15 protein-coding genes and 1 tRNA gene are annotated in these 20,582 nt (G+C 56.4%); 7 read left to right on the top strand and 9 right to left on the bottom strand.

The features are described from left to right. The first annotated feature begins 183 nt into the window (after positions 1-183). Together HY010_08880 and HY010_08875 are read left to right on the top strand one after the other, a co-directional pair. The gene (locus HY010_08880) at positions 184-1,371 is read left to right on the top strand and encodes a hypothetical protein (protein ID MBI3475833.1); all 1,188 of its coding nucleotides are present in this window, start codon (positions 184-186) and stop codon (positions 1,369-1,371) included. Next, positions 1,368-3,020 (top strand): PQQ-dependent dehydrogenase, methanol/ethanol family, encoded by a 1,653-nt coding sequence (locus HY010_08875; protein ID MBI3475832.1) that lies wholly within the window; start codon positions 1,368-1,370, stop codon positions 3,018-3,020. The genes HY010_08880 and HY010_08875 overlap by 4 nt, the downstream gene beginning before the upstream one ends. 494 nt (positions 3,021-3,514) lie before the next feature. Here HY010_08875 and HY010_08870 read toward each other — a convergent pair whose 3' ends face one another. The 4 genes from HY010_08870 to HY010_08855 all read right to left on the bottom strand — a co-directional run bounded on the left by HY010_08870 (position 3,515) and on the right by HY010_08855 (position 5,163). Beyond that, positions 3,515-4,012, bottom strand: a complete 498-nt coding sequence (locus HY010_08870) for a hypothetical protein (protein MBI3475831.1) — start codon at positions 4,010-4,012, stop codon at positions 3,515-3,517. A gap of 383 nt (positions 4,013-4,395) precedes the next feature. Next, a tRNA-Met gene (locus tag HY010_08865) sits at positions 4,396-4,472 on the bottom strand. 109 nt (positions 4,473-4,581) lie between these two features. Continuing rightward, positions 4,582-4,893 (bottom strand): peroxiredoxin family protein, encoded by a 312-nt coding sequence (locus tag HY010_08860; GenBank protein ID MBI3475830.1) that lies wholly within the window; start codon positions 4,891-4,893, stop codon positions 4,582-4,584. 9 nt (positions 4,894-4,902) lie between these two features. Further along, on the bottom strand, positions 4,903-5,163 hold the full coding sequence (locus tag HY010_08855) for a redoxin domain-containing protein (GenBank protein ID MBI3475829.1): 261 nt from the start codon (positions 5,161-5,163) through the stop codon (positions 4,903-4,905). 175 nt (positions 5,164-5,338) lie between these two features. On the opposite strand from HY010_08855, the gene HY010_08850 reads away from it, so the two are divergent. Next, positions 5,339-7,108 (top strand): long-chain fatty acid--CoA ligase, encoded by a 1,770-nt coding sequence (locus HY010_08850; protein ID MBI3475828.1) that lies wholly within the window; start codon positions 5,339-5,341, stop codon positions 7,106-7,108. A gap of 417 nt (positions 7,109-7,525) precedes the next feature. Here HY010_08850 and HY010_08845 read toward each other — a convergent pair whose 3' ends face one another. Genes HY010_08845 through HY010_08835 form a run of 3 tightly spaced genes read right to left on the bottom strand, consistent with a single transcriptional unit; the run spans position 7,526 to position 12,934 of the window. Beyond that, a complete protein-coding gene (locus tag HY010_08845) occupies positions 7,526-10,555 on the bottom strand; it encodes an efflux RND transporter permease subunit (protein MBI3475827.1) in 3,030 nt (1,009 codons plus the stop codon). After that, positions 10,552-11,652, bottom strand: coding sequence for an efflux RND transporter periplasmic adaptor subunit (locus HY010_08840; protein ID MBI3475826.1), 1,101 nt, complete (start codon positions 11,650-11,652; stop codon positions 10,552-10,554). Before HY010_08840 ends, HY010_08845 begins: the two co-directional genes overlap by 4 nt. Then, the gene (locus HY010_08835; GenBank protein MBI3475825.1) at positions 11,645-12,934 is read right to left on the bottom strand and encodes a TolC family protein; all 1,290 of its coding nucleotides are present in this window, start codon (positions 12,932-12,934) and stop codon (positions 11,645-11,647) included. Before HY010_08835 ends, HY010_08840 begins: the two co-directional genes overlap by 8 nt. Positions 12,935-12,951: 17 nt before the next feature. On the opposite strand from HY010_08835, the gene HY010_08830 reads away from it, so the two are divergent. The 4 genes from HY010_08830 (at position 12,952) to HY010_08815 (ending at position 18,223) form a co-directional block, all read left to right on the top strand. Next, positions 12,952-13,725 carry a thiazole synthase gene (locus HY010_08830; GenBank protein MBI3475824.1) on the top strand — a complete coding sequence of 258 codons (774 nt, stop codon included), beginning with the start codon at positions 12,952-12,954 and terminating at the stop codon, positions 13,723-13,725. A gap of 216 nt (positions 13,726-13,941) precedes the next feature. After that, positions 13,942-16,026, top strand: a complete 2,085-nt coding sequence (locus HY010_08825; GenBank protein MBI3475823.1) for a DUF1929 domain-containing protein — start codon at positions 13,942-13,944, stop codon at positions 16,024-16,026. A 136-nt stretch (positions 16,027-16,162) separates the two neighbouring features. Continuing rightward, a complete protein-coding gene (locus tag HY010_08820) occupies positions 16,163-17,308 on the top strand; it encodes a histidinol-phosphate aminotransferase family protein (protein MBI3475822.1) in 1,146 nt (381 codons plus the stop codon). Between the two features lie 57 nt (positions 17,309-17,365). Next, a complete protein-coding gene (locus HY010_08815; protein MBI3475821.1) occupies positions 17,366-18,223 on the top strand; it encodes an FKBP-type peptidyl-prolyl cis-trans isomerase in 858 nt (285 codons plus the stop codon). An 86-nt stretch (positions 18,224-18,309) separates the two neighbouring features. Here HY010_08815 and HY010_08810 read toward each other — a convergent pair whose 3' ends face one another. Both HY010_08810 and HY010_08805 read right to left on the bottom strand, forming a co-directional pair. After that, positions 18,310-19,065, bottom strand: a complete 756-nt coding sequence (locus HY010_08810; protein ID MBI3475820.1) for a hypothetical protein — start codon at positions 19,063-19,065, stop codon at positions 18,310-18,312. A 377-nt stretch (positions 19,066-19,442) separates the two neighbouring features. Continuing rightward, the gene (locus HY010_08805) at positions 19,443-20,480 is read right to left on the bottom strand and encodes an aldo/keto reductase (protein ID MBI3475819.1); all 1,038 of its coding nucleotides are present in this window, start codon (positions 20,478-20,480) and stop codon (positions 19,443-19,445) included. Positions 20,481-20,582: the final 102 nt, after the last annotated feature.

Genomic DNA, 20,582 nt, shown 5'->3' with positions numbered 1-20,582 from the left:
CGATTTCTCGCGCTCTTGTCTTTGCCATGGCTTGTTCAAGAGGAAGGCCATGCGCAAACGTCGCTTGCTTCCGCCACCGCAAACTGCAAGATCGAAGCCGTCAATTACAAAGGCTGGCAAGCGCAGCAGGTTTCCAACTCCTGGGTAAAACTGATTTTTGTACCGCAAAACGGCGGGCGCCTCATGCAAGTCGTTTTTGACGAGCACCCATTCCTATTCGTTAATCCAAAACATGCGGGCAAATACGTGCCGCCCTCGAACAGCGGGTGGGTTAACTATGGCGGCGACAAGTTGTGGGTGCTTCCCGAAGGAAATGATGACGAACAGCACTGGGTCGGAGGCTCTGACATTCTGGACGACGGTCCGTTTGCTTTCCGCGCCCTTTCGCAGGGGGAAAAATGCGAGGTCTCGCTCACCGGGCCTGCGGATCCAAACACAGGGCTCCAATTCACACGCACAGTGAGCCTTGATGCGAACTCTCCGCGCATCCGTTTTCACACGGTGTTTTCGAACGCAAGCGGACACCCCATCGAATGGTCCGTACAATCGGTAACACAATATGACACCTCGGATCCAAAAGATCCGTCGCACCACAATCGGGAGATTTGGGGATTCAGCAGCGCAAATCCAACTAGCGCCTACCTCAACCGATACCATGTGAGGTTCGGACCCGCGGAGAACTCTGCCGTCAAGGTCAACAAGGATGGCCTCTTTTCGGTCCACTATGTCCCGCTCGCGGCGGAGTTGTGGCTGGATTCGAGGGATGGATGGTTGGCGGTGGTGGACGGCACCAGCCAGTATGCGATGGTCGAGCGATTCCGTTACGACGACACCAAACAATACCCAGGAAAAGCTTCCGTTATTTTCTGGACCAATGGACCAGAGATTCGTCAGGCTGCGGACGGCACGGTGACCTTTGGACGCCCCGACAAAGAGCCCGCTCCGTTTTATATGGAGGCTGAGTTGAATTCTCCGATGGTGCGGCTCTACCCAGGGGAATCCTACAGCTTTGATACGGAGTGGTTCCCTACTCGTGGCGACGGCAGTTTCCAGAGCGTGAGTGACGCGGGCATAATCTTCAAACCTTTGCGCGCCGTTGAAGGCGCCAGTGCAGGAAGGATCGACATCTCGGGAACCTTCGGTGTCTTCTTCGCCGGACAACTAGTCGCCCATTTTTACAGTTCCAGGGGATCACCGATGGGTACGCAAACTCTCGCGGAATCAGATCCTCGGAAGATTGTCTCCTTGCAGAGTTCGATATCGTTTCAGGGGCATCCCGGTCGAGTCTCCCTGCACCTGGTCGACTCCAGCGGATTGGACCGTGGCTCGCTGGGAGAGGTAGAGATAGAAAGCTTGGGCCGAACTCAATGATGAGGAAGTCTTGGCCTCGCAGGTTGGCCGTCGCAAGCCTTGCTTGCTGCCTGGGTGGGAATGGCCCGTCAGCGCGCGCTCAAGAACTGTCGAAAGCCGCTAGCCAAGGCAAACAGGCCGTCGTAGAAGATGTGACTGCCAGCCCGAACGGAAAGAATTGGACGTCTTACAACGGAGACTACTCCGGGCAACGGTACAGCAGCCTGAGTAGCATCAACGCAACCAATGCTTCGCACTTGCGGGCCGCGTGGATATTCCATGCCGACAACACCACGAAATTGGAGGTCACGCCCGTCGTCTACAACGGGGTCATGTATGTGACCGCCGCAAATACCCTGACTGCATTAGACGCACGTACGGGGCGTGAATTGTGGAAACACGAACGCGCCGTGAGCAGCGGATTGCTCGATGACGCTGCCGCCCACAAGAATCGAGGCGTGGGTCTCTGGCGAAACCGCGTCTATATGGAAACCGACGATGCCCGCCTGCTTTGCATGGATAGCCGCTCGGGTCGTTTGCTTTGGGATGTAACGTTCGCCGATATCAGAAAAGGTTATGGCGCGACCAGTGCTCCACTCGTTGTCAAAGACGAAGTCATTGTTGGCTCTTCGGGCGGCGACAGCGGAGTGCGTGGCTTTCTTTCGGCCTTCGATGCGGAAACGGGTACATTGCGATGGAAGTTTTGGACGATACCGTCCCCCGGAGAACCTGGCTCTTCCAGCTGGCCAGGCGACGCCTATCTCCATGGCGGCGCCACGACTTGGATGCCAGGCACGTACGACCCTGAACTCAATCTCCTCTATTGGACCACCAGCAACCCCGCACCGGATTTCGCTGGAGAGTCGCGTCCGGGAGATGATTTATATACGGATTGCGTTTTGGCCATAGATGCCGATACCGGAAAGTTGAAGTGGTACTTTCAATTCACTCCGCATGATCTGTTCGACTACGACGCGAACGAAACTCCTGTATTAATTGACGTCGATGATCATGGAGTGCGGCGCAAGCTGCTCGTACAGGCCAACCGGAACGGCTTTCTGTATTTTCTCGACCGGACAAATGGAAAATTCCTCAAGGCGACACGGTTTCTAAACGAAGTAACCTGGGCCAAGGGGATCGATGACACTGGCCGCCCCAATCTCACCGGGCTCATCCCGACGCCAGACGGCACACGCATCTGCCCCGGCATAGAAGGTGCGACGAACTGGTATTCCCCTTCCTATAATCCCGCGATTCGGATGTTCTATTTCCTGGCGCTAGAGAATTGCGACATGTTCTTTTCGAAACCTTCGGAGTTCAAAGAGGGAGAGACCTACTACTCCACCGGTACAAAGCGAATCCAGACGGCAGAGCGGCAGAAGATACTCCTGGCTTATAGCATCCCTGATGGAACCCAGGTTTGGCGCTATCCCCAGATCGGGAAAGGGACGTCCTGGGCAGGAACCTTGGCGACCGCCGGCGGCGTTGTATTTTTTGGGGACGACTCCGGATCGTTTGCAGCCGTCGATGCACGCACCGGTCATCCGCTGTGGGATTTCAACACCGGCCAAACAATCCGCGCTTCTCCGATGAGCTATGAGGTGGACGGAGTGCAATATGTAGCGCTAGCTGCCGGGAGCACCGTCGTTTCCTTCTCGCTACCGCACTGAACGGATACGCTCCGGCCTCGGAGCTCAAACAGGGGACGCCCTCAAATAGGGGGACAGACGGATGGGGTACACTTCATCCGTCTGTCCCCAAACTCCCGGAGTCATAGCTGTTAGCGCCAACTCCTGAGTACCGCATCCAGTTCTTCGCTCATTGAGAGCCCAAGCACACCGCTTTGTCCCGCCGTGCGGACTTCCGCCGCATGAATCCTCAGATAGCGGCAGTCAGATCGCTCCGGGGATTCCAAGCTGCGATCGATTGGGCGCAGACATACTGTGTATTCTTGGTGCTCGACAGTCGGGAACATTTCCGCAACGAAACACCGATAGCGACTTCGGGAATAGGCATCCACTAGTTGGAAGAACTTTGTTTCGTCCGAAGTCATCGCGATCACCTTTTGCCGGGGGCCCCAAGTCAGCGTCCCAAAACCTGGGTATGCCGTGGGTCTGAATTGAAATAGGGGCGCGAACCTGGGGCACCAGGTGGACTCACCAGATCAGATCGTACCCGCATCCTCGTCAGCGTCGAGTCTAGATACGAGTAAGGAGTTCTGTCCATCTACGCGACAGACAGCGATCTCTCTAAGTTTTTCACGAGTAGCACGTCCGAATTCAGAAGTCAGTAACACTTCTTTCTTAAGCAATGATGCGATGTCGGTCATGACCCGAAACACTGCCTCGGCTTTTTCTACCGAGTTCACCTCCTCTGGCAGCAGGTTCATTTGGATCTGGCCGACGTCAAAAAACTGACAATTTAGGCTGACGCCGCAAATCATCGCTGCCACTAGGAACGACACATTCCTAGGGCCTTGCCAGATTGCCGAAGCAGTTGGTAGAGGAGCCGTAACGCCATCTTCTGAAAATGAGACCAGGTAGTTTCTCGTCAAATGGTCTAGGACGATCTGCCAATCTGCGATTGTTGTGTCAAATACCCTTATCTCTAGTAGGCTGCGGTTGTCCGGCGCGAAGATTTGTTCATACGTTTCCCTTTTCAAAATGCACCCCGTTCATGTCGCCTGAACCGTGAGTCGAGTATAAATCTTCGCCCGGTGCCCCAGGTTCGCGCCACCGTACGAACGGCCGATTTCCGATGATCGGTTCTCGGGGCGCTAACCTGGGCTTAGAAAAATTGGCCGCATTCCTAGTATCCCTACAGATCGCGTGGCATGGTGAGAAAACTGCGCCCGCAGTTGGGCGGTCGCGTCGTTTAGCTATGGCCCAGGTTAGCTCCCCAAAACCTGAGTATTCGTGTGGCTGAACTTGAAAACGGGGCGCGAACCTGGGGCACCAGGCGAAAAACTAGGAAACTCATGACCGAAGGAACGCTCCCAACTCAAATACTCTAGGCGACTTGCGGGGAGACGATCGTGGAGGGTTTTGGTTGCGGGGAGAGGATTTGAACCTCCGACCTTTGGGTTATGAGCCCAACGAGCTACCAGGCTGCTCCACCCCGCATAAAAATCATATCAGCGGGGGAGTGGGGGGTCAAACTTCCATGCCAGTTAAGACGCGATTATTTCTCGTCCACCGGCGGCGAGTGGACGAGAAATAGTCCGAAACCAGATTATCGATTCAGTTTCTTGCGCTCGCACGCATCCACAATTTTCGTTGGATCGATGGCGGAGTCGTCCAGTTGCTCTTCCAGAATCTTCCCGTCTTTGCCGATCAGAAAATTAATCCTGCGCGGCGCTTTGTATTTGTCCAGGTAGATGCCGTATTGGCGGGTGATGTCTCCTCCCCAGTCGCTCAGTAGCGGGAAGGTCACGCCGATGGAGTCGGCGAAGGCTTTGTTGGCGAAGGCGCTATCCATGCTTACACCCAGAACCTGGGTGTCAGTGGCTTCCAGCTTCTGCAAATTCTGCTGGAAAGCCTTCATTTGCGCGGTTCAACCACCGGTGAACGCAAATATATAGAACGCCAACACGACGTTCTTCTTGCCGCGATACTGGCTCAGGGAAACTTCTTTCAGATCGTTTCCGTCGAAGTAGTGCAGTTTGAAATCGGGCGCCGTATCGCCGACTTTTAGTTTCATCGGCGCGGGCTGTTTATCGTCGGCTCGCAGTTGCGGCGCGAGTCCTGGGGAAAGAATGGCCGCCGCCGCCATCAATCCAGCGCTCAATAGTTTCACTACGGACTTTCGCTTCATCCTTGCGCACCTCCACACTGTGCTTAGGCTACCCTGAGTCGCAAAGAGAGGCAAAGCAATTTGTCGTTTGTATGCGCGGAACCCCCACGAGAGCGCTGAATTGAACTGCTGAGCGGTTTTACGGTTCGTTGTTCCCATGGCTCTGTACAATGTCTGCGGGAACGCGTTTCTCGGGATGAGCCTCCAAACTCTCAACGACATCTTGCTGGCAGTCTCCAACCAGGCTCGCGACCGCGTCATGATGGAGCGGAAAGCCCTCGGATGGATCCCCATCTCATCCACCGAACTCTATCGCAATGTGGTCGGCATGGCTCGAGCGCTTGAGTCATGGGGAATTCGCAAAGGCGATCGAGTCGCCATCCTGAGTGAGAATCGTCCGGAATGGACGATGACAGATTTCGCCATCCTCAGCCTGGGCGCAGTCACGGTACCGATCTACTCCACGCAAACTGCCGAACAAACTGCTTTCATCCTCAATGACAGCGGAGCACGGGTTATCGCAGTTTCCACTGCCGCACAGCTTGCAAAAGTTCTGGCGATCCAGTCTCAAACGCCTGTCGAACGGATAGCGGTGATGGATGCGGTAGAGACGGCGCATGCCATCCATATGCAGCCTCTCATGATGAAGGGGCCCACGGAGGCTGATCGGGATTTTGACGCGCGCGCCCGCTCTCTCCTGCCGGACGATCTGGCCACGATCATCTATACATCGGGCACGACCGGCAACTCCAAGGGAGCGATGCTCACGCACGGCAACATGGCGTCGAACATCGCCTGCTCTCTGGACGGCTTTGCACTGGGCGACAACGCAGTGAGCATTTCGTTCCTGCCACTCTCGCACGTTACGGCACGGCATGTCGATTTCTCGATGCTGTATCGGGGAGTTGCGCTCGCTTATTGTCCGGACATGGCCAATCTGGAGCAAGCTCTTGGGGAGGTTCAGCCCCTGGTCTTTGTCGGGGTGCCGCGGGTCTACGAGAAGATCCGGAGACAGGTCATTCTCAAGACTACGGACTTCCCCAAGAGCGCCATCTATCGTTGGGCGCTGGCGGTAGGACACAAACATCGCGACGAGACGCTGCGAGGAGCTCAGCCCCAATCGCTCGACTGGTCGATCGCAAATAGTCTCTTGTTTTCGAAAGTGCGAGCAGGCATGGGTGGTAAAGCAGATCTGTTTATCTCCGGAGGCGCGCCGCTGGGCCGCGAACTTGCGGAATGGTACGCCAACATTGGCATTCGTATTCATGAGGGCTACGGGCTCACGGAAACATCGCCGGTCATTGCCGTAAATACTCCGCTTGCACACAAGATTGGCACGGTCGGCAAACCGCTTCCTAACGTACAGGTCCGCATCGCAGACGACGGCGAAGTTCTGGTTCGCGGACCGTCCATCTTTCAGGGCTACTGGAATCGCCCACAGGATACTCATGATGCATTTGTCGACGGATGGTTCAAGACGGGCGATATCGGAAATCTCGACAGCGATGGGTATTTGTCGATTACCGACCGCAAGAAAGATCTGATCAAGACCTCGGGCGGAAAATTTATTGCACCACAGCCGATCGAAAATTTGCTCAAGTTGAATCCGCTGGTGGGGACAGCGGTGGTGCTCGGAGACCGGCGCAAGTTTCCAGCAGTATTGATCTCGCCGCACTTCCCTGTTCTCGAAGATTGGGCGCGCGCCAACAAGGTGGCTTTCTCGTCGAAAGCAGAATTGGTTGCGTCCGGCAAAGTGCAGGCACTTTACGACGGTATTATCGAAGAAGTAAACAAAGACCTGGCGCGCTTTGAAAAACTCAAACGAGTATTGCTCGTCCCCGAGGAGTTTTCCGCCTCCGACGGCACTCTTACCCATACCATGAAGGTGCGCCGCCGAGGGATTGAAGAACGCTACCAAGCCATGATCGATACGATGTACAGCGAAGCCGATGCCGGTCCTGTTTAGGGAATCAGGAGACAATCTTTTTACAATTCAACCCAGAGATAACTAGCAAAAGCAGGCACAATCGAGCGATACTACGCTACCGGCGGCCCCACGCTGGCTTGGTTACGGGGGTAATCAAATGCCTGAGTCAGAGTATTTCTGGGTTGTCCGCTGCAAGAATCACCGGTTCCACAAGAAGCAAAACCTCTTTTTTGAGCACAAAATTCCGCTGGCTGAGACTGACGCATTTCTCCCCCCACCACCAATTGACGGCTCGTTGATCGTGCGTTGTGACGATTGCGGCGAGGAATATACCTACCAATCGAAGGACTTGCTCAGGCTCGAACTCGAGTGTCCCCGATCCTTTACGCCGCACCCGCTGTTTGAACAAGCCTAATCGCGGTTGATTCGAGGATGGGCCGTACCGTTCCCTCCCTTTTACGAACGCTGCCGCCGCACGGTGGCATATAGGACCGGCATAATCACCAGCGTCACCAACATCGACAGACTCAGTCCCCCAATCACAGCGATCGCAAGTGGCTTTTGCAGTTCCGCTCCCGAGCCAATTCCCAACGCCAGCGGTAAGAGGCCGAATAGCGTGCACAAGGTAGTCATGAGGATGGGGCGCACGCGGATTCTCCCTGCTTGCACGAGCGCTTCGGTGACGGTAAGTGATCCGTGAAGATGTTCGAAGTATTCGAACAGGATGATGCCATTCTTAACGACCAGGCCCACCATCAGGATGATTCCCATGAAGGACGAAACATTGAGAGGTGTCCCAGTGATCAGCAGCAGCAGAAACACACCGGCCATCGAGAGCGGCGCAGCCGAGATAATTACCAGCGCGGGAGTGAAGGCGCGAAACTGAATCACCAGCACGGCGAACACGGCCGCCAGGGCCAAGGCCAACACGAACAGCAACTCGCGAAACGAACTTTGCTGGCTTTCGTATTGGCCGCCAATTTCGTAAATGTAGCCAACCGGAAAGCTCGTGGCGGCGAGAACTTTCTTGACATCTGAAATTGCGCTCCCCAGGTCACGATTCTCCAGTCGGCCCGTAAGGGTCACCATCAAACGCTGGTTCTCGCGCAGCAACTCATTCTGACCACGGTCCTTGGCGATGGTCGCCAGCGATTCCAAAGGAACAATCTGCTTGGCGGGCGTAAGGATTGGGAAATGCCGGATATTCTGTTCCTGGAAACGGAACTCGTCGGGATAGCGCACGCGAACCGGAACGAAACGATCGGCTTGGCGCAATTCGGTGGCGTTGGCCCCCAGAAGGCCATCCTGTATTTGAAGAGAAACTTGATCGACTGTAAGGCCGACGTGGGCGGTGCGTGCGGGATCGACATTGATGACCAATTCCGGATTGCCGCGACGCGGTCCTTTGAAGTCGACGATGCCAGCGATTTTCTGGATCTTCGGTGCAAGATCGTCGGCGATCCGATTCAGCTCATCGGCGTTGCTGCCGAAAAGTTTGATCTCGACCGGCTCCGGGGATCCTTCCAGGTCACCGAGCATGTCCTGGAGCAACTGGATGAATTCGGTGTCGACTCCAGAAATGCTGCGGCTGATCTGGCCGCGTAGATCTTCAATTACCTCTTCGGCGCTCCTGTTGCGCTCCGATCGCGGGTTGAGTTTGACGAGAATATCGCCCTTATTTTGCTCCGTGGCGAACAGCCCAAGCTCCGCTCCAGTGCGACGCGAGAACGCCGACATCTCAGGCAGGCCGGCTACCTTCTGTTCCAGTTGATGTGCGAGGGCATTGGTCTGTGATAACGAAGTTCCGGCGGGAGTGAGATAGTCAACCACAAATCCGCCTTCGTCCATCTCCGGAAGGAACCCGGTGCTCAAACGAAAATAAGAGAGTACCGGGAACGTGATCAGCGCTACTACGGCGAGACCAACCAACCTCTTATGGCCTAAGGCCCAGCGGATTCCTTTCTCGTAGAACCGGTTTACTGGCTCGATAAAGCGCGACGACGACTCGCGAAAGTGCGAATTGGCCAACAAATTTTCTGCCAGTAACGGAATCAGCGTAAGCGAGAACAATAGGGACAGTAGAACGGACGCACACAGCGTGAGGGAAAGAGCTGAAAAAAAATCGCCGACGGTTCCCTTCAAATAGCCAAGCGGTAAAAACACCACCACCGTGGTGAGCGTGGAGCCCACCACCGGTCCAATCAGTTCGGACGTTCCCTTGTCCACAGCATGGCGGATATCCTCCCCGGCGCCGAGGTGGCGATAGATATTCTCAACCACAACCACCGAGTCGTCGATCACGAGTCCAATGGCGACGGCGAGCCCGCCCAGAGACATCAGATTGAGGGTGCCCCCGAGCAACTTCACGAAGAAGAAAGTTGCCACCACGGTCAGGGGAAGAGTGATGGCGGCAACCACGGTGATCCGAATCTGCCGGAGGAATACAAAAAGGATGGCAATCGCAAGAAATCCGCCCAGGATGACGGCATCCCGAACGCTGGCAATCGACTCTTTCACAAATTCCGCCAGGTCGTAGACCGTAGAAATGTGCAGGGCCGACGGGATGACATTGCGACTTTCGAACGCCAGCGCCTTTACCTCGTCCGAGATGGTGACAATATTTCCGCCAATCTGGCGGGTGACGTTGATGACCGCAGCCGGGCGACCATTGCCCGTCACCAGGACTTTTCGATCCTGCACGTCCTCACGAACTACGGCGATATCTCTCAACCGGACGGGGCTCTGTGGATCGCCGCCGATGACCACGTTGCCGACGTCCTCGGCACTCTTGAACTGGGAATTGGTCAGGACGAGAAACTGCTGGTAATTGCTGTCCAGTCGCCCGACGCTGTTCACGTTGTTGCTGACTCGCAAGCGCTCGGCAATATCCGGCAAGCTCAGACGGTGCGCGAGTGCTTTCTGCGGATCCACAATCACCGACACTTCGCGGACGTCGGAGGCATCGACTTCGACGCGGCCGACGCCGGGCACGCGGCTGAAATAGGGCTTTAAGTTGTAAACCGCAAAGTCCCGCAGGTCGACGTCCGGGACGTTCCCATTCAACACCAGGCTCAGAATTGGAAAGACAGCAGGCGTGACGCGTTCGACTTCAATCTCGGTTTCCGCTGGCATGGACGACCGCGTTTCGTTCACGCGGGCTTGCACCAGTTGCAGCGCCTGCTGCATGTCCATGCCCTGGCTGAACAGGACCGAAATCTCAGCGCCCCCACGAATCGTCCGCGAACGTACGCGTCGTACTCCCAATACGGTGCTGACCTGTTCTTCGATCGGACGCGTGACCGTGAGAAGTGTGTTGTCCGGCGAGAGGTCGCCTGCGTGTACGAGAACAACAATGCGCGGAAAATTCAGTTCAGGATAGATATTGCTGGGTAGTTGAACCAACGCCACCAATCCGGCAAGCGTCAGCGCCGCAACCATCAGAAATACCGCGCGGCTGTTCTGTCGACACCAGCGGACAAAGTTCATGGCTTCACGCGTACTTTGGCCTTTTCCGGAAGACCGTAGCCGCCAGCCAGGATGATGGTCTCGCCCTCCTGAATCCCGTCCAGAATCTGCACCTGATCTTTTGTCTGCGTGCCTACCTTGACAGGCACGAACGCAGCATCCTCACCACTCACTTTATAGACATGAGGCTCACCTGCTTCGTCGGGATACACAGCCTGGCGGGGGATCACCAGAACATGAGCGCTCTCAGAGACCGGTAGGTCGATCGAGATAAACATTCCCAACTTGAGCAGATTGCGGCTGTTCTTGATTCGAATCCGCACCGTTCCGTTGCCCGTCGCCGGATCGACCGCGGGAAGCACGTCGGCTACTTTTGCCTGGAATGTAACACCGGGAACTTCTGGAGTCTGAAAGCTGAGATCGACATTCGCCTTGATCGTGGAAAGGCGCGAGCCTGGTACCGTGCCCAACAGTTCGAGCGGATCAATTTGAGCGACTTCCACGACCGGTTGGTTGCTGGTCCCATCCACTTGTTCGCCCACTCCCAGGAAACGGTGGACGACGGTGCCTGCAAAAGGCGCGCGCAGCACCGATCTTGCAACCTGCGTCTGCGCGGCCGAGAGCGCCGCCTCGGCATTTTTCAGAAGCGACTCGTTGACCGCCAACAGAGTTCGCGCATCTTCAATTTCCTTCCGGGCTGCGATGCCACGCTCAAATAGTCCTGCAACACGTTCCGCAGACACGCGGGCATTCTCGACGTTGGCTTTGGCTTGTGCGACCGCGGCTTCCGCCTGCCGCATCTGGTCGTGCAGGGACGGGTTATCGAGTTTCGCCAGTTCTTGATTTGCCTGAACCTGCGCTCCTTCCGCCACCAGCACTTCCGCGATGCGTCCCGGCACGACAGCGGAGACCTTCGCGTCACGATTCGGCAATGCCGACAGATTCCCGCTCACTCGCAAACTATCGTTCAGAGGAGCCTTGTGGACAACCGTGACCGTGACCTCCGGCACAATTGCAGCCTCGGTCGCAGGATCCTTCTTGCTACAACTCATTGACAGCAGCGTCGCGCAGATCGCTACGGCAACTCCGGTTCGCGAAAGGAAACGATTCTTAGTCAAGCGGGGCTCCCACCACTTCCTCGAGAACAGAAAACGAGCTTTGCACGGAAAACAGACTATCCAAATAAGTCTTGCGCGTCTCGCTCAACCGGCGCTGCGCATCGATCAGGGTGAGGAGATTGCTCTTGCCCGATCGGTAACTGTCTTCTGCCATTTCTTCGAGCTTCACGGTCTGCGGCACGATGCGCTGTCCATACTGTGTGCTCTGTCCAGACTTGGCGGCGTAGTCGTAATACGCAGCAATCACCTGCACGGACGCATTGGTGCGCTGCGCTTGCAGGGAAAATCGCAACAGTTCGAGTTTCGCATTGGATAGTGCGACCTCTCCTTGTCCTCGATTGAATAGCGGCAGTGCGACTGCAATCTGTCCCCGCGGACCAACATTGAAGTCCGGCGGCGCGTTTAGATCAACACCCGCCTGCAGATCAACATTCGGGATGCGAAGAGCCTTCGCTAACCCAAGTCGGCGCTCTTCCGTCGCCAATTCCTGCGTGGTTCGCAGGACGTCGCCATTCGAGTTGAGGGCTTTTTCAGTCAAAGCCACCAGTGACTCTGGCTTGGGCAATTCATCCAGCCGTCCACGAAGACTTAGGGCTTGGTCCAGCGGTCGATTCAACAATGCCGCCAGCTGTGCATCGGCGATTTTCTGCGTCTGGAGCGCCGCATCGTAGTCCGCGGAGGCGCGCGCAGCCTCCACCTCGGCCTGGATGACTTCCAACTGCGCCACATCTCCTGCCTCAAAACGTTGACGGACAACTTCCGCGATACGAGCCGCCAGGCTTAATGCAGTCTTCGACTGTTCCGATTGGGCGCGGGTCAGGAGTACACGATAGAAACCATCGCGCGTACGTTGGCGAATCTGCCGGGCCAGTAATGCGATATCAATCTCTGTCGTCTTCTGTTCTTCAGACGCGAGCGCTCTTCTCTTGCCGCGCTGGCCGCCGATTTCAAGAGGCTGGTCCCACATCAGACTCTCGTGGGGCAGATCACGCGCCGCAGCGAAACTGATTGTTGGATTCGGAATCTGGCCCGCGATTTTCAGACCGGCCAATGCAACCGCGCGCTGCTGTCGAACTGCTCGCAGTTCGAGATTGCCCAGATCGGCCGCCGTGAGGGCTTGCTGCAGATCGAGAGCGCCGTCCTGTGCAACCACCGTTCCGGCCAAGCACCAACTCAGCAGCCACGGAATGAGGAGAGAAATTCGCATCAGCCTCGACGAGACAGCAACATTGTAGTGGGGAAAGTACTTGGCCGTGGCAAGGCGTGGCAGAGCGCGTTCCATCGCTTTACAATAGTCTCATGACAGACCCACTGATCATTGCAGGACGCGAGTTCCGTTCCCGGCTCATTGTCGGCACTGGCAAGTACCGCTCCTTTCAGGAAAATGCGCGCGCACTCGAAGCCAGTGGCGCAGATATGGTCACCGTCGCCGTGCGGCGTGTGAACCTGGATCGCACCAAGGAATCTCTCCTCGATTACATCGATCCCAAGAAATACTTTCTTTTGCCCAACACGGCAGGCTGTTACACGGCGGATGAAACTATCCGTACCGCCCGCCTGGCACGCGAAGTTGGACTTTCAGACTGGGTCAAGCTGGAAGTGATCGGCGATCAGGCCACTCTCTTCCCCGACGTCCAAGCGACGCTTGAAGCGACCCAGGTGCTGGTGAAGGAAGGCTTCACGGTGTTGGCGTACACGTCCGATGACATCGTGTTTGCAAAACGGCTGGTCGACGCGGGAGCCTCGGCCGTCATGCCATTGGGAGCACCCATCGGCAGTGGGTTAGGAATTCAGAATGCCGCCAATCTGCGTATTCTCCGGGAGTTGATTACGGGAGTCCCGCTCATCGTCGATGCGGGCGTAGGCACCGCTTCCGACGCCGCGATTGCCATGGAGTTGGGCTATGACGCGGTCTTGATGAATACCGGTATTGCAGCCGCACAGGAACCGGTGCTCATGGCCGAGGCAATGAAAAATGCCGTGCTTGCTGGGCGCCAAGCCTATCTCGCGGGACGGATGCCGAAAAAGCTCTACGCTACCGCCAGTTCGCCGCTCGAAGGCGTGGTGCGTTAGAAGGGCGAGCCGAAGCTCGAGAATGGAATCTTACGACATCAAGTTTAAAGTGATAGTTCGATTGTAATACATTCATTAATAGATACTTAAATAACATCGCTTCCCCGACTGCAAAGCCTTGACTTCGTCCATCAGGCAGGCGATACTCATGCAGTTTTGGGCCTTCCCCGGGCTCAAGGGAAATCCTTTAAATCTCCTGGGTACAAGGAATCTGCGATGCGCCACATCGTTGCGCGAGCCTCCCGGCTCGTTGGGATGTTTCTGTTTGCCGTCTTCGCAACCGTTCACGTCGCTGCGCAGGCCGACAAGTTTGGCCAGTGGACGACGCTACCGGATTTGATGCCCATCAATCCTGTGCACGTTGCGATGCTCCACAACAACAAGGTCTTGATCGTGTCCGGATCCGGAAATGTGGCGGGCAATACCAACTACCAGGCGGGGCTGTTTGATCCAGCCACCGGATTGGTCACGACCCAACCGATCTCCTGGGACATGTTCTGCAACGGTATGGTGATTTTGCCCGATGGGCGGCCCCTGATCGTAGGTGGCACGTTGCAATATGACCCGTTTCATGGCGAGACCCGGACCGCCGTCTACGACCTTGTGACAAATAGTTTCAGCAACGTTCAGCCGATGGCTGTCGGGCGTTGGTATCCCACCGCAACTGTCATGGGCGATGGCCGCGTGATGGCTTTCTCCGGACTCGACATCAACGGTGGTACGACACCGGCAGTGCAATTCTTCACGGCAGACGGCGGTTGGTCTTCACCAGTGAATGCTCCGTGGACGCCCCCTCTCTATCCGCGCATGACCTTGCTTCCTAGCGGCAAAGTCTTCTATTCGGGACCGGGGGCCGGTTCCGCGCTCTTCGATCCAATTGCGCAGACATGGGCACAAAATGTCGCGCACACCAAATATGGCGGGTCTCGTGGTTACGGAACAACGGTCCTGCTGCCGCTGACGCCGGCGAACAACTACACGCCAAGCGTGATGATCATGGGTGGCGCCAGTCCCTCCACCGCCACGACCGAGATCATTGATCTGTCCCAACCAACGCTCACATGGAATTTCGGACCGAGCATGAGCCAGCCGCGCATCGAAATGGACGCAACCATCCTGCCCAGCGGCAAGGTACTGGCGCTTGGCGGATCGCTGAATGACGAGCAGGTCAGTTCCGCCAGTTTGAATGCAGATTTATACGACCCGGTCAGCAATACGTTTTCATCGGCGGGCGCAAACGGTTTTGCGCGGCTCTATCATTCCGTATCATTGTTGTTGCCGGATGGAACCGTCTGGGTTGCCGGCGGCAATCCTGCGCGCGGTACTTACGAACAGAAGATTGAAATCTATCAACCAGCCTATCTTTTTACCAATGACGGACAAGGCCACGTTATACCAGCCGTGCGGCCGACGATCGGGGACGCTCCCGCAACCGCAGCCTACGGGTCAGCCATCGCGGTCAGTACTCCGGACGCAAGCAACATCAGTTCGATCGCACTGATCAAAGCGGGCGCGGTTACGCACGCTTTCGACATGGATCAGCGCATGGTTGGCTTGAACTTCACCGATCAGGGCAACGGCACGCTGCTGGTGAACGCTCCGGCAAATGGCAACCTCGCGCCTCCGGGATACTATTTGCTGTTCCTGGTGAATTCTGCTGGTGTGCCGTCGTTGGCAAACTGGGTCCAGGTGCTGTCATCCGATTTCTCACTGGGCGTGGCCCCGGCATCGCAACAGGTTCCGCCGGGAGGCAGTACGACGTACACAGCGACCGTCACACCGCAAAATGGATTTACCGGCACTGTCCATCTGGGAGTCAACGGATTGCCTCCAGGCACAACAGCAACTTTCAGCGTACCGACGCTGACCGGAGGAGATTCCACTCTGAATGTCGTGGTCGGCAACACCGTAGCACCCGGGTCTTATCCTTTTACGATCAACGCAGTGAGTGGCGCGATCACGCACACCACCAATGCAACGCTGGTTGTGAGCACTGTCGCGGGAAGCTTCACAGTGACGATAACGCCCGCGTCACAAACGGTCACACGGAACTCCACTTCAACGTACACAGTCACAATCACACCATTGAAGGGGTTTCAGGGGAACGTCAGCCTTGCGGGTAGGGTCTCGGGCACGCACATTACCATGAGTCTGAATCCGCCCGTAGTCGGTCCCTCCGGGACGTCCACACTGACTGTGAACGTGGACGGCAAGGCGGGACGTAGTTTGCACAGGCTGAAAGTAATCGGAACCAGTGGTCAACTCTCGAAGACGGGCCAACTGGCGCTCACGGTACAGTAAAACTCTGCGGGATGAGCGCCGCGCGATTCGCGCTCATCCCGACTCTCCTCCAAGCTTCAGACACCCGCGCCTCTGACGATATTGTCCGGTGGATGTGATGCGGGGCACAATCATCCATTCATGGCAGGGAGGCAATATGGCGTTTTCGCGCAGGGGATTTCTCCGCACGCTCACGGCAGGGACAGTTGCAGGTTCGCTGAGCACATGGTCAGGCAAGGCGCTGGCAGGCGTATCGGCTATAACCGCTCGCCCCGAGAGAGATGCAGAAGGATTTCTGCTACTCGACAGCAACGAGAATGTCTATGGACCTTCCGCGAAGGTTGTATCCGCGGTGCAAGAGTCGCTCAGCCGGGCGAACCGCTACCCATTTCGCGAATACGATGCCCTCACCCAGGACATCGCCCGTTCTCACAAAGTCGATAGCAACCAGATCGTGCTCGGCTGTGGTTCGACGGACATCTTGCGCGTGTGCGCGGCGGCGCTGCTTGGTCCCGGCAAAAGAGTCATCACAGCGTCACCCACGTTTGAGGATCTGGCAATGTATTCGCGCGCAATCGGAGCGGAAGTTGTCACCGTGCCGCTCACTCCAACCTTCGCGCATGATCTCGACGCGATGCTGGCGCGGATCGATGACACGGTCACACTCGTGTATCTATGCAATCCCAACAATCCAACAGCCAGCATCACTCCTCGCGTCGACATCGAAGGGTTTCTGAGCAAGCTGCCGCCATCCGTCTGCGTGCTGGTCGATGAGGCGTACCACCATTATGTAAATGCGTCAGCTCGATATGTTTCGTTTCTGGATCGCCCCGTCAATAACGAGCGAATGATCGTCATGCGGACATTCTCCAAAATCCACGGGATCGCAGGCCTCCGCCTGGGGTACGCAGTCATGGATCATCGCCTGGCCGAGAAAATGCGGACGTACCTCACCGATGTTGACGTGAATTGCACCGCAGTGGCGGCAGGTCGGGCATCGTTGGCCGATACGGAGAGCGTCCAGCTTTTTGCGAAACGAAACCGGGACGATCGGCAGGAATTCTTCAATCAGGCAATGGCACGCATGTTGAAGCCGATCGACTCCCACACAAACTTCGTCATGATGGATGCGCACCAACCGGCCGACGACGTCATCGCGCATTTCCTCAAAGACAAGATCCGCATCGGAAGACACTTCCCTCCCCTGACTCACCACATTCGCATCTCGTTGGGAACGCCGTCTGCAATGAATGAATTCTGGCGGGTTTGGGACCTCTTACCTCAATCAAAGATGTCCATGTAGCGTCACTTTGCGCTGCGGCACAGGCAATGGGACAATATAGCCATGCGAAATTTCACGATGGCAGTACCGATATTGGCGGCGGGAATCCTGCTCCTTGGCAGTGCGCAGGCGCAGGAAACTCCGGCCGCGAAAACTGAACCAGCCCCGGCAGCCAAGGCTAAGACGGCTCCAGCCGCGAAAACAGCGAAAACACCGCCAGCCAAGGCTGCTCCGGCCAAGCCCACTGCAAAGGCCCCCGGTGCGGCGGCCAGCAAAGGCGCCGGCGTAACTACCCTGAAGACGACGAAAGAAAAGTTCAGCTACGCCCTGGGAATGAATCTGGGCGCGAACTTCCATAAGCAAGCCGTCGATGTGGATCCGAACCTCGTCGCCCAGGGGATTCGAGCAGCCATGGCCGGCGGCAAGACTCTGCTGACCGAAGCGGAAGCACAGGCAGCGCTAACGGAAGTTCAAACCGAACTACGAAAGAAGCAAATGGAGAAGATGCAAGTGACCGGCGAAGCGAATAAAAAAGAAGGCGACTCATTTCTGGAAGCGAACAAAGGCAAAGAAGGCGTGACAGCGCTGCCCAGCGGGCTGCAATACAAGATCCTCACCGCAGGCACCGGTCCCAAGCCGTCGGCCACCGATTCGGTCGTCTGCAATTACAGAGGAACACTGATTAACGGCAAAGAATTTGACAGCTCCTACAAACGCGGCCAGCCAGCCACTTTCCCTGTCAACGGTGTCATCAAGGGCTGGACGGAAGCTCTCCAACTCATGCCGGCAGGATCGAAGTGGCAACTCTTCATTCCTTCGTCACTTGCCTATGGAGAGCGCGGAGCGGGCGGCGATATTGGTCCGAATGCGACGCTGATCTTCGAAGTTGAGTTGATGTCGATCCAGGAGAAGGCCAAGACGGAAGACAAGAAGTAACCACACCAACCCTCCGGATCAGCAGGAAGACCGCCAGCGCAAATGCTGGCGGTCTTTAGTTTTTGCGAAATGCTCGATGCGGAAAGTTAGATCGGCCGATAGACGGCGGTCACTGTTTTCTTGCCGTTCTTGGGAACCGTCAAGATGTAGGCAATCGCCAGGGAGCCGTTTCCCGTGAATGCACCCGTCGACATGCTGCCGGTGTAGTTACAGGGATGCACACCAGCAGGGACATTCTGGACGAGTGACAACGGGTGCGCTTTCGCGCTGTCACGCAACTGGATCCCGACTCCCAGGAAATTCGACCCGAACGCCGAGAACGCCGTACTCTGGAACAAGTTGCTCTTCCCGCCCTCGACGTCGACATCCGCAAAACGCACCAGATAAGCACTCTTGGACACAGCCGTCTGGTTGATCAGTTCCATTTGGATTTTCACCGCGCGGCTGGGCACATCGCGAGTGAATGTCTGCCTGATTTGCCAGAGCCCGTCAGATGTCGTGCGAAACACTGTCAAGGGGAAGGTGTTCGGTCCATTCGGCTGCGTCACCACCGAGTTAAGCCAATTGAAGGTAGCGCCCCCGCCCGCATAGTCCGCGTACTCGACACCGCTGGCGACATCGCAGATGCCATACCCTTCACTGCCCGTGCCGATGTGCTCGATTGCACTTGGGGTCGCGTACTGAGAGATGTTGCCGTTTCCCGTCACGCAAAACTTGAAGTCAAAGAGTCCCGCACCAGCCGTGAATGTCGACTGGCAAACGGTGGTGGCTTGCGCCGAAGCCAATGAGGTCAGGGCCATCAGAGCCAGTAGGGTAACTACGAGAGAGAGTGTTTTTGTCATGATCATTTCTCCTGAAAGATTTTTTGGGTTTGGTTTCTGAGAGCGTGCCCTCAGAGAACTGGGTGCACTTTGCCGCTGATCATGCAAATGGACAATGGATGGCTCGTCCCCGTTAGGTGACTTTCTTGTTCCCGATAATGGTCTTGTTTTTTCAACATCTTGCGAGCAACAACTGAGGGGCCTCAGTGGGCGCCGACAAGACCGTTGACGCGACTTGCTTGTAAGACAGAAGGAGAAAAAGCAGCGACCTGCTCGGGGCGAATCGGGGCTTTCCACTTGCGTTAACGAAAAAAGACCCCATCCTTTTCTTCAAATCGCGAAAGGATGAGGTCCAGATCGAATCAGCCTACTTCTGACCGTCAGCTCCCAGCCCGTTCTTACGACCAGCGCCGGAAGAAGAGCGCTTGCCGCGCGACCGGCTCCGCCTTTTCGGCGAGCGAAGCAAGTTGGTTTTCGCTCAGCGGCGTAAAGTCTCGTGCCAGTCGCACATTTTCTTCGAGCTGGGCAATCGTGTCGCAGCCAATGATGACGGTGCTGACCGGGAGTGACAGCACGTAGTAAAGAGCCTCTTTCATCGCCAGCGTCCCGGGACCTTTCGCAGTGCCCGTCCAGCCTCCTTGCGGGCCTTCCGGCTTCCAACTGGAGAGAATCCGGCCGCGGGCGGGAATCTTCATCCCGATGATCCCCATCTGCTTTTCCACCGCGAGCGGGAGAAGTTTCTCCATGAAACTCAGGTGATGTTTGTCGGCAGCATTCAGCGCCATCAGGATCTGATCAAACGGAAAACGCTCCACGCACTGAATCAGAAAATTGGGATCGGTGTGTCCGGTCACTCCGAGGTAGCGGACCACCTTCTGTTCCTTCATTTGCTGGAAGGCTTCGATGGCGCCGCCTTTCGCGAAGATGGTGTCAACATCGTTCTGATTGTCGATGTGATGCAGCTGCCATGCGTCCAGGTGATCGGTATTGAGCAACTTCAGGGACTGTTCGATCAACTTCAAGGAACCGTCACGAGTGCGGTCGTGGGTCTTCGATGCCAGATATACCTGGTTCCGGCGGCGCTTCATGACCTCGCCGATGTAACGCTGGCTCCAGCGTTGTTCTCCGCCATACATCGCCGCCGTATCAATGTAGTTGACGCCGAGATCAATGGCGCGCTCGATGATGGGCACTGCGACCGCTTCGTTGTTGGGCTGCTCGATCGCGGCCTGCCCACCCAGGCTAAAGATGCCTACGCGATAACCAGTGCGTCCAAGGTTGCGCGTGGGCATCGCTTTCTCGGTAACGGGATTAGCGGGTAACGGGGGAAGCACGCGAGTAGTGGTACTGGTTACACCGCTCGTGACAACGGCAGCACCGAGGACGCTGGATTGTTTCAGGAAATCGCGGCGGGAAGAATTGCGCTTCTCGGACATGGAAACCTCCGGACAGGAAATGGTATGCCCGAGGCCGACGAGTAGTAAATAGCTTCGCTGCGATATCTAGATTTGATTCGGCACCGACGGATCATCCGGGTC

The organism is Acidobacteriota bacterium, from assembly GCA_016196065.1.
Taxonomy (GTDB): Bacteria; Acidobacteriota; Terriglobia; order Terriglobales; family Acidobacteriaceae; genus Acidiflorens.
The sequence above is the reverse complement of the archived record's forward strand: the minus strand, read 5'-3'. Positions and strand labels throughout refer to the sequence as shown.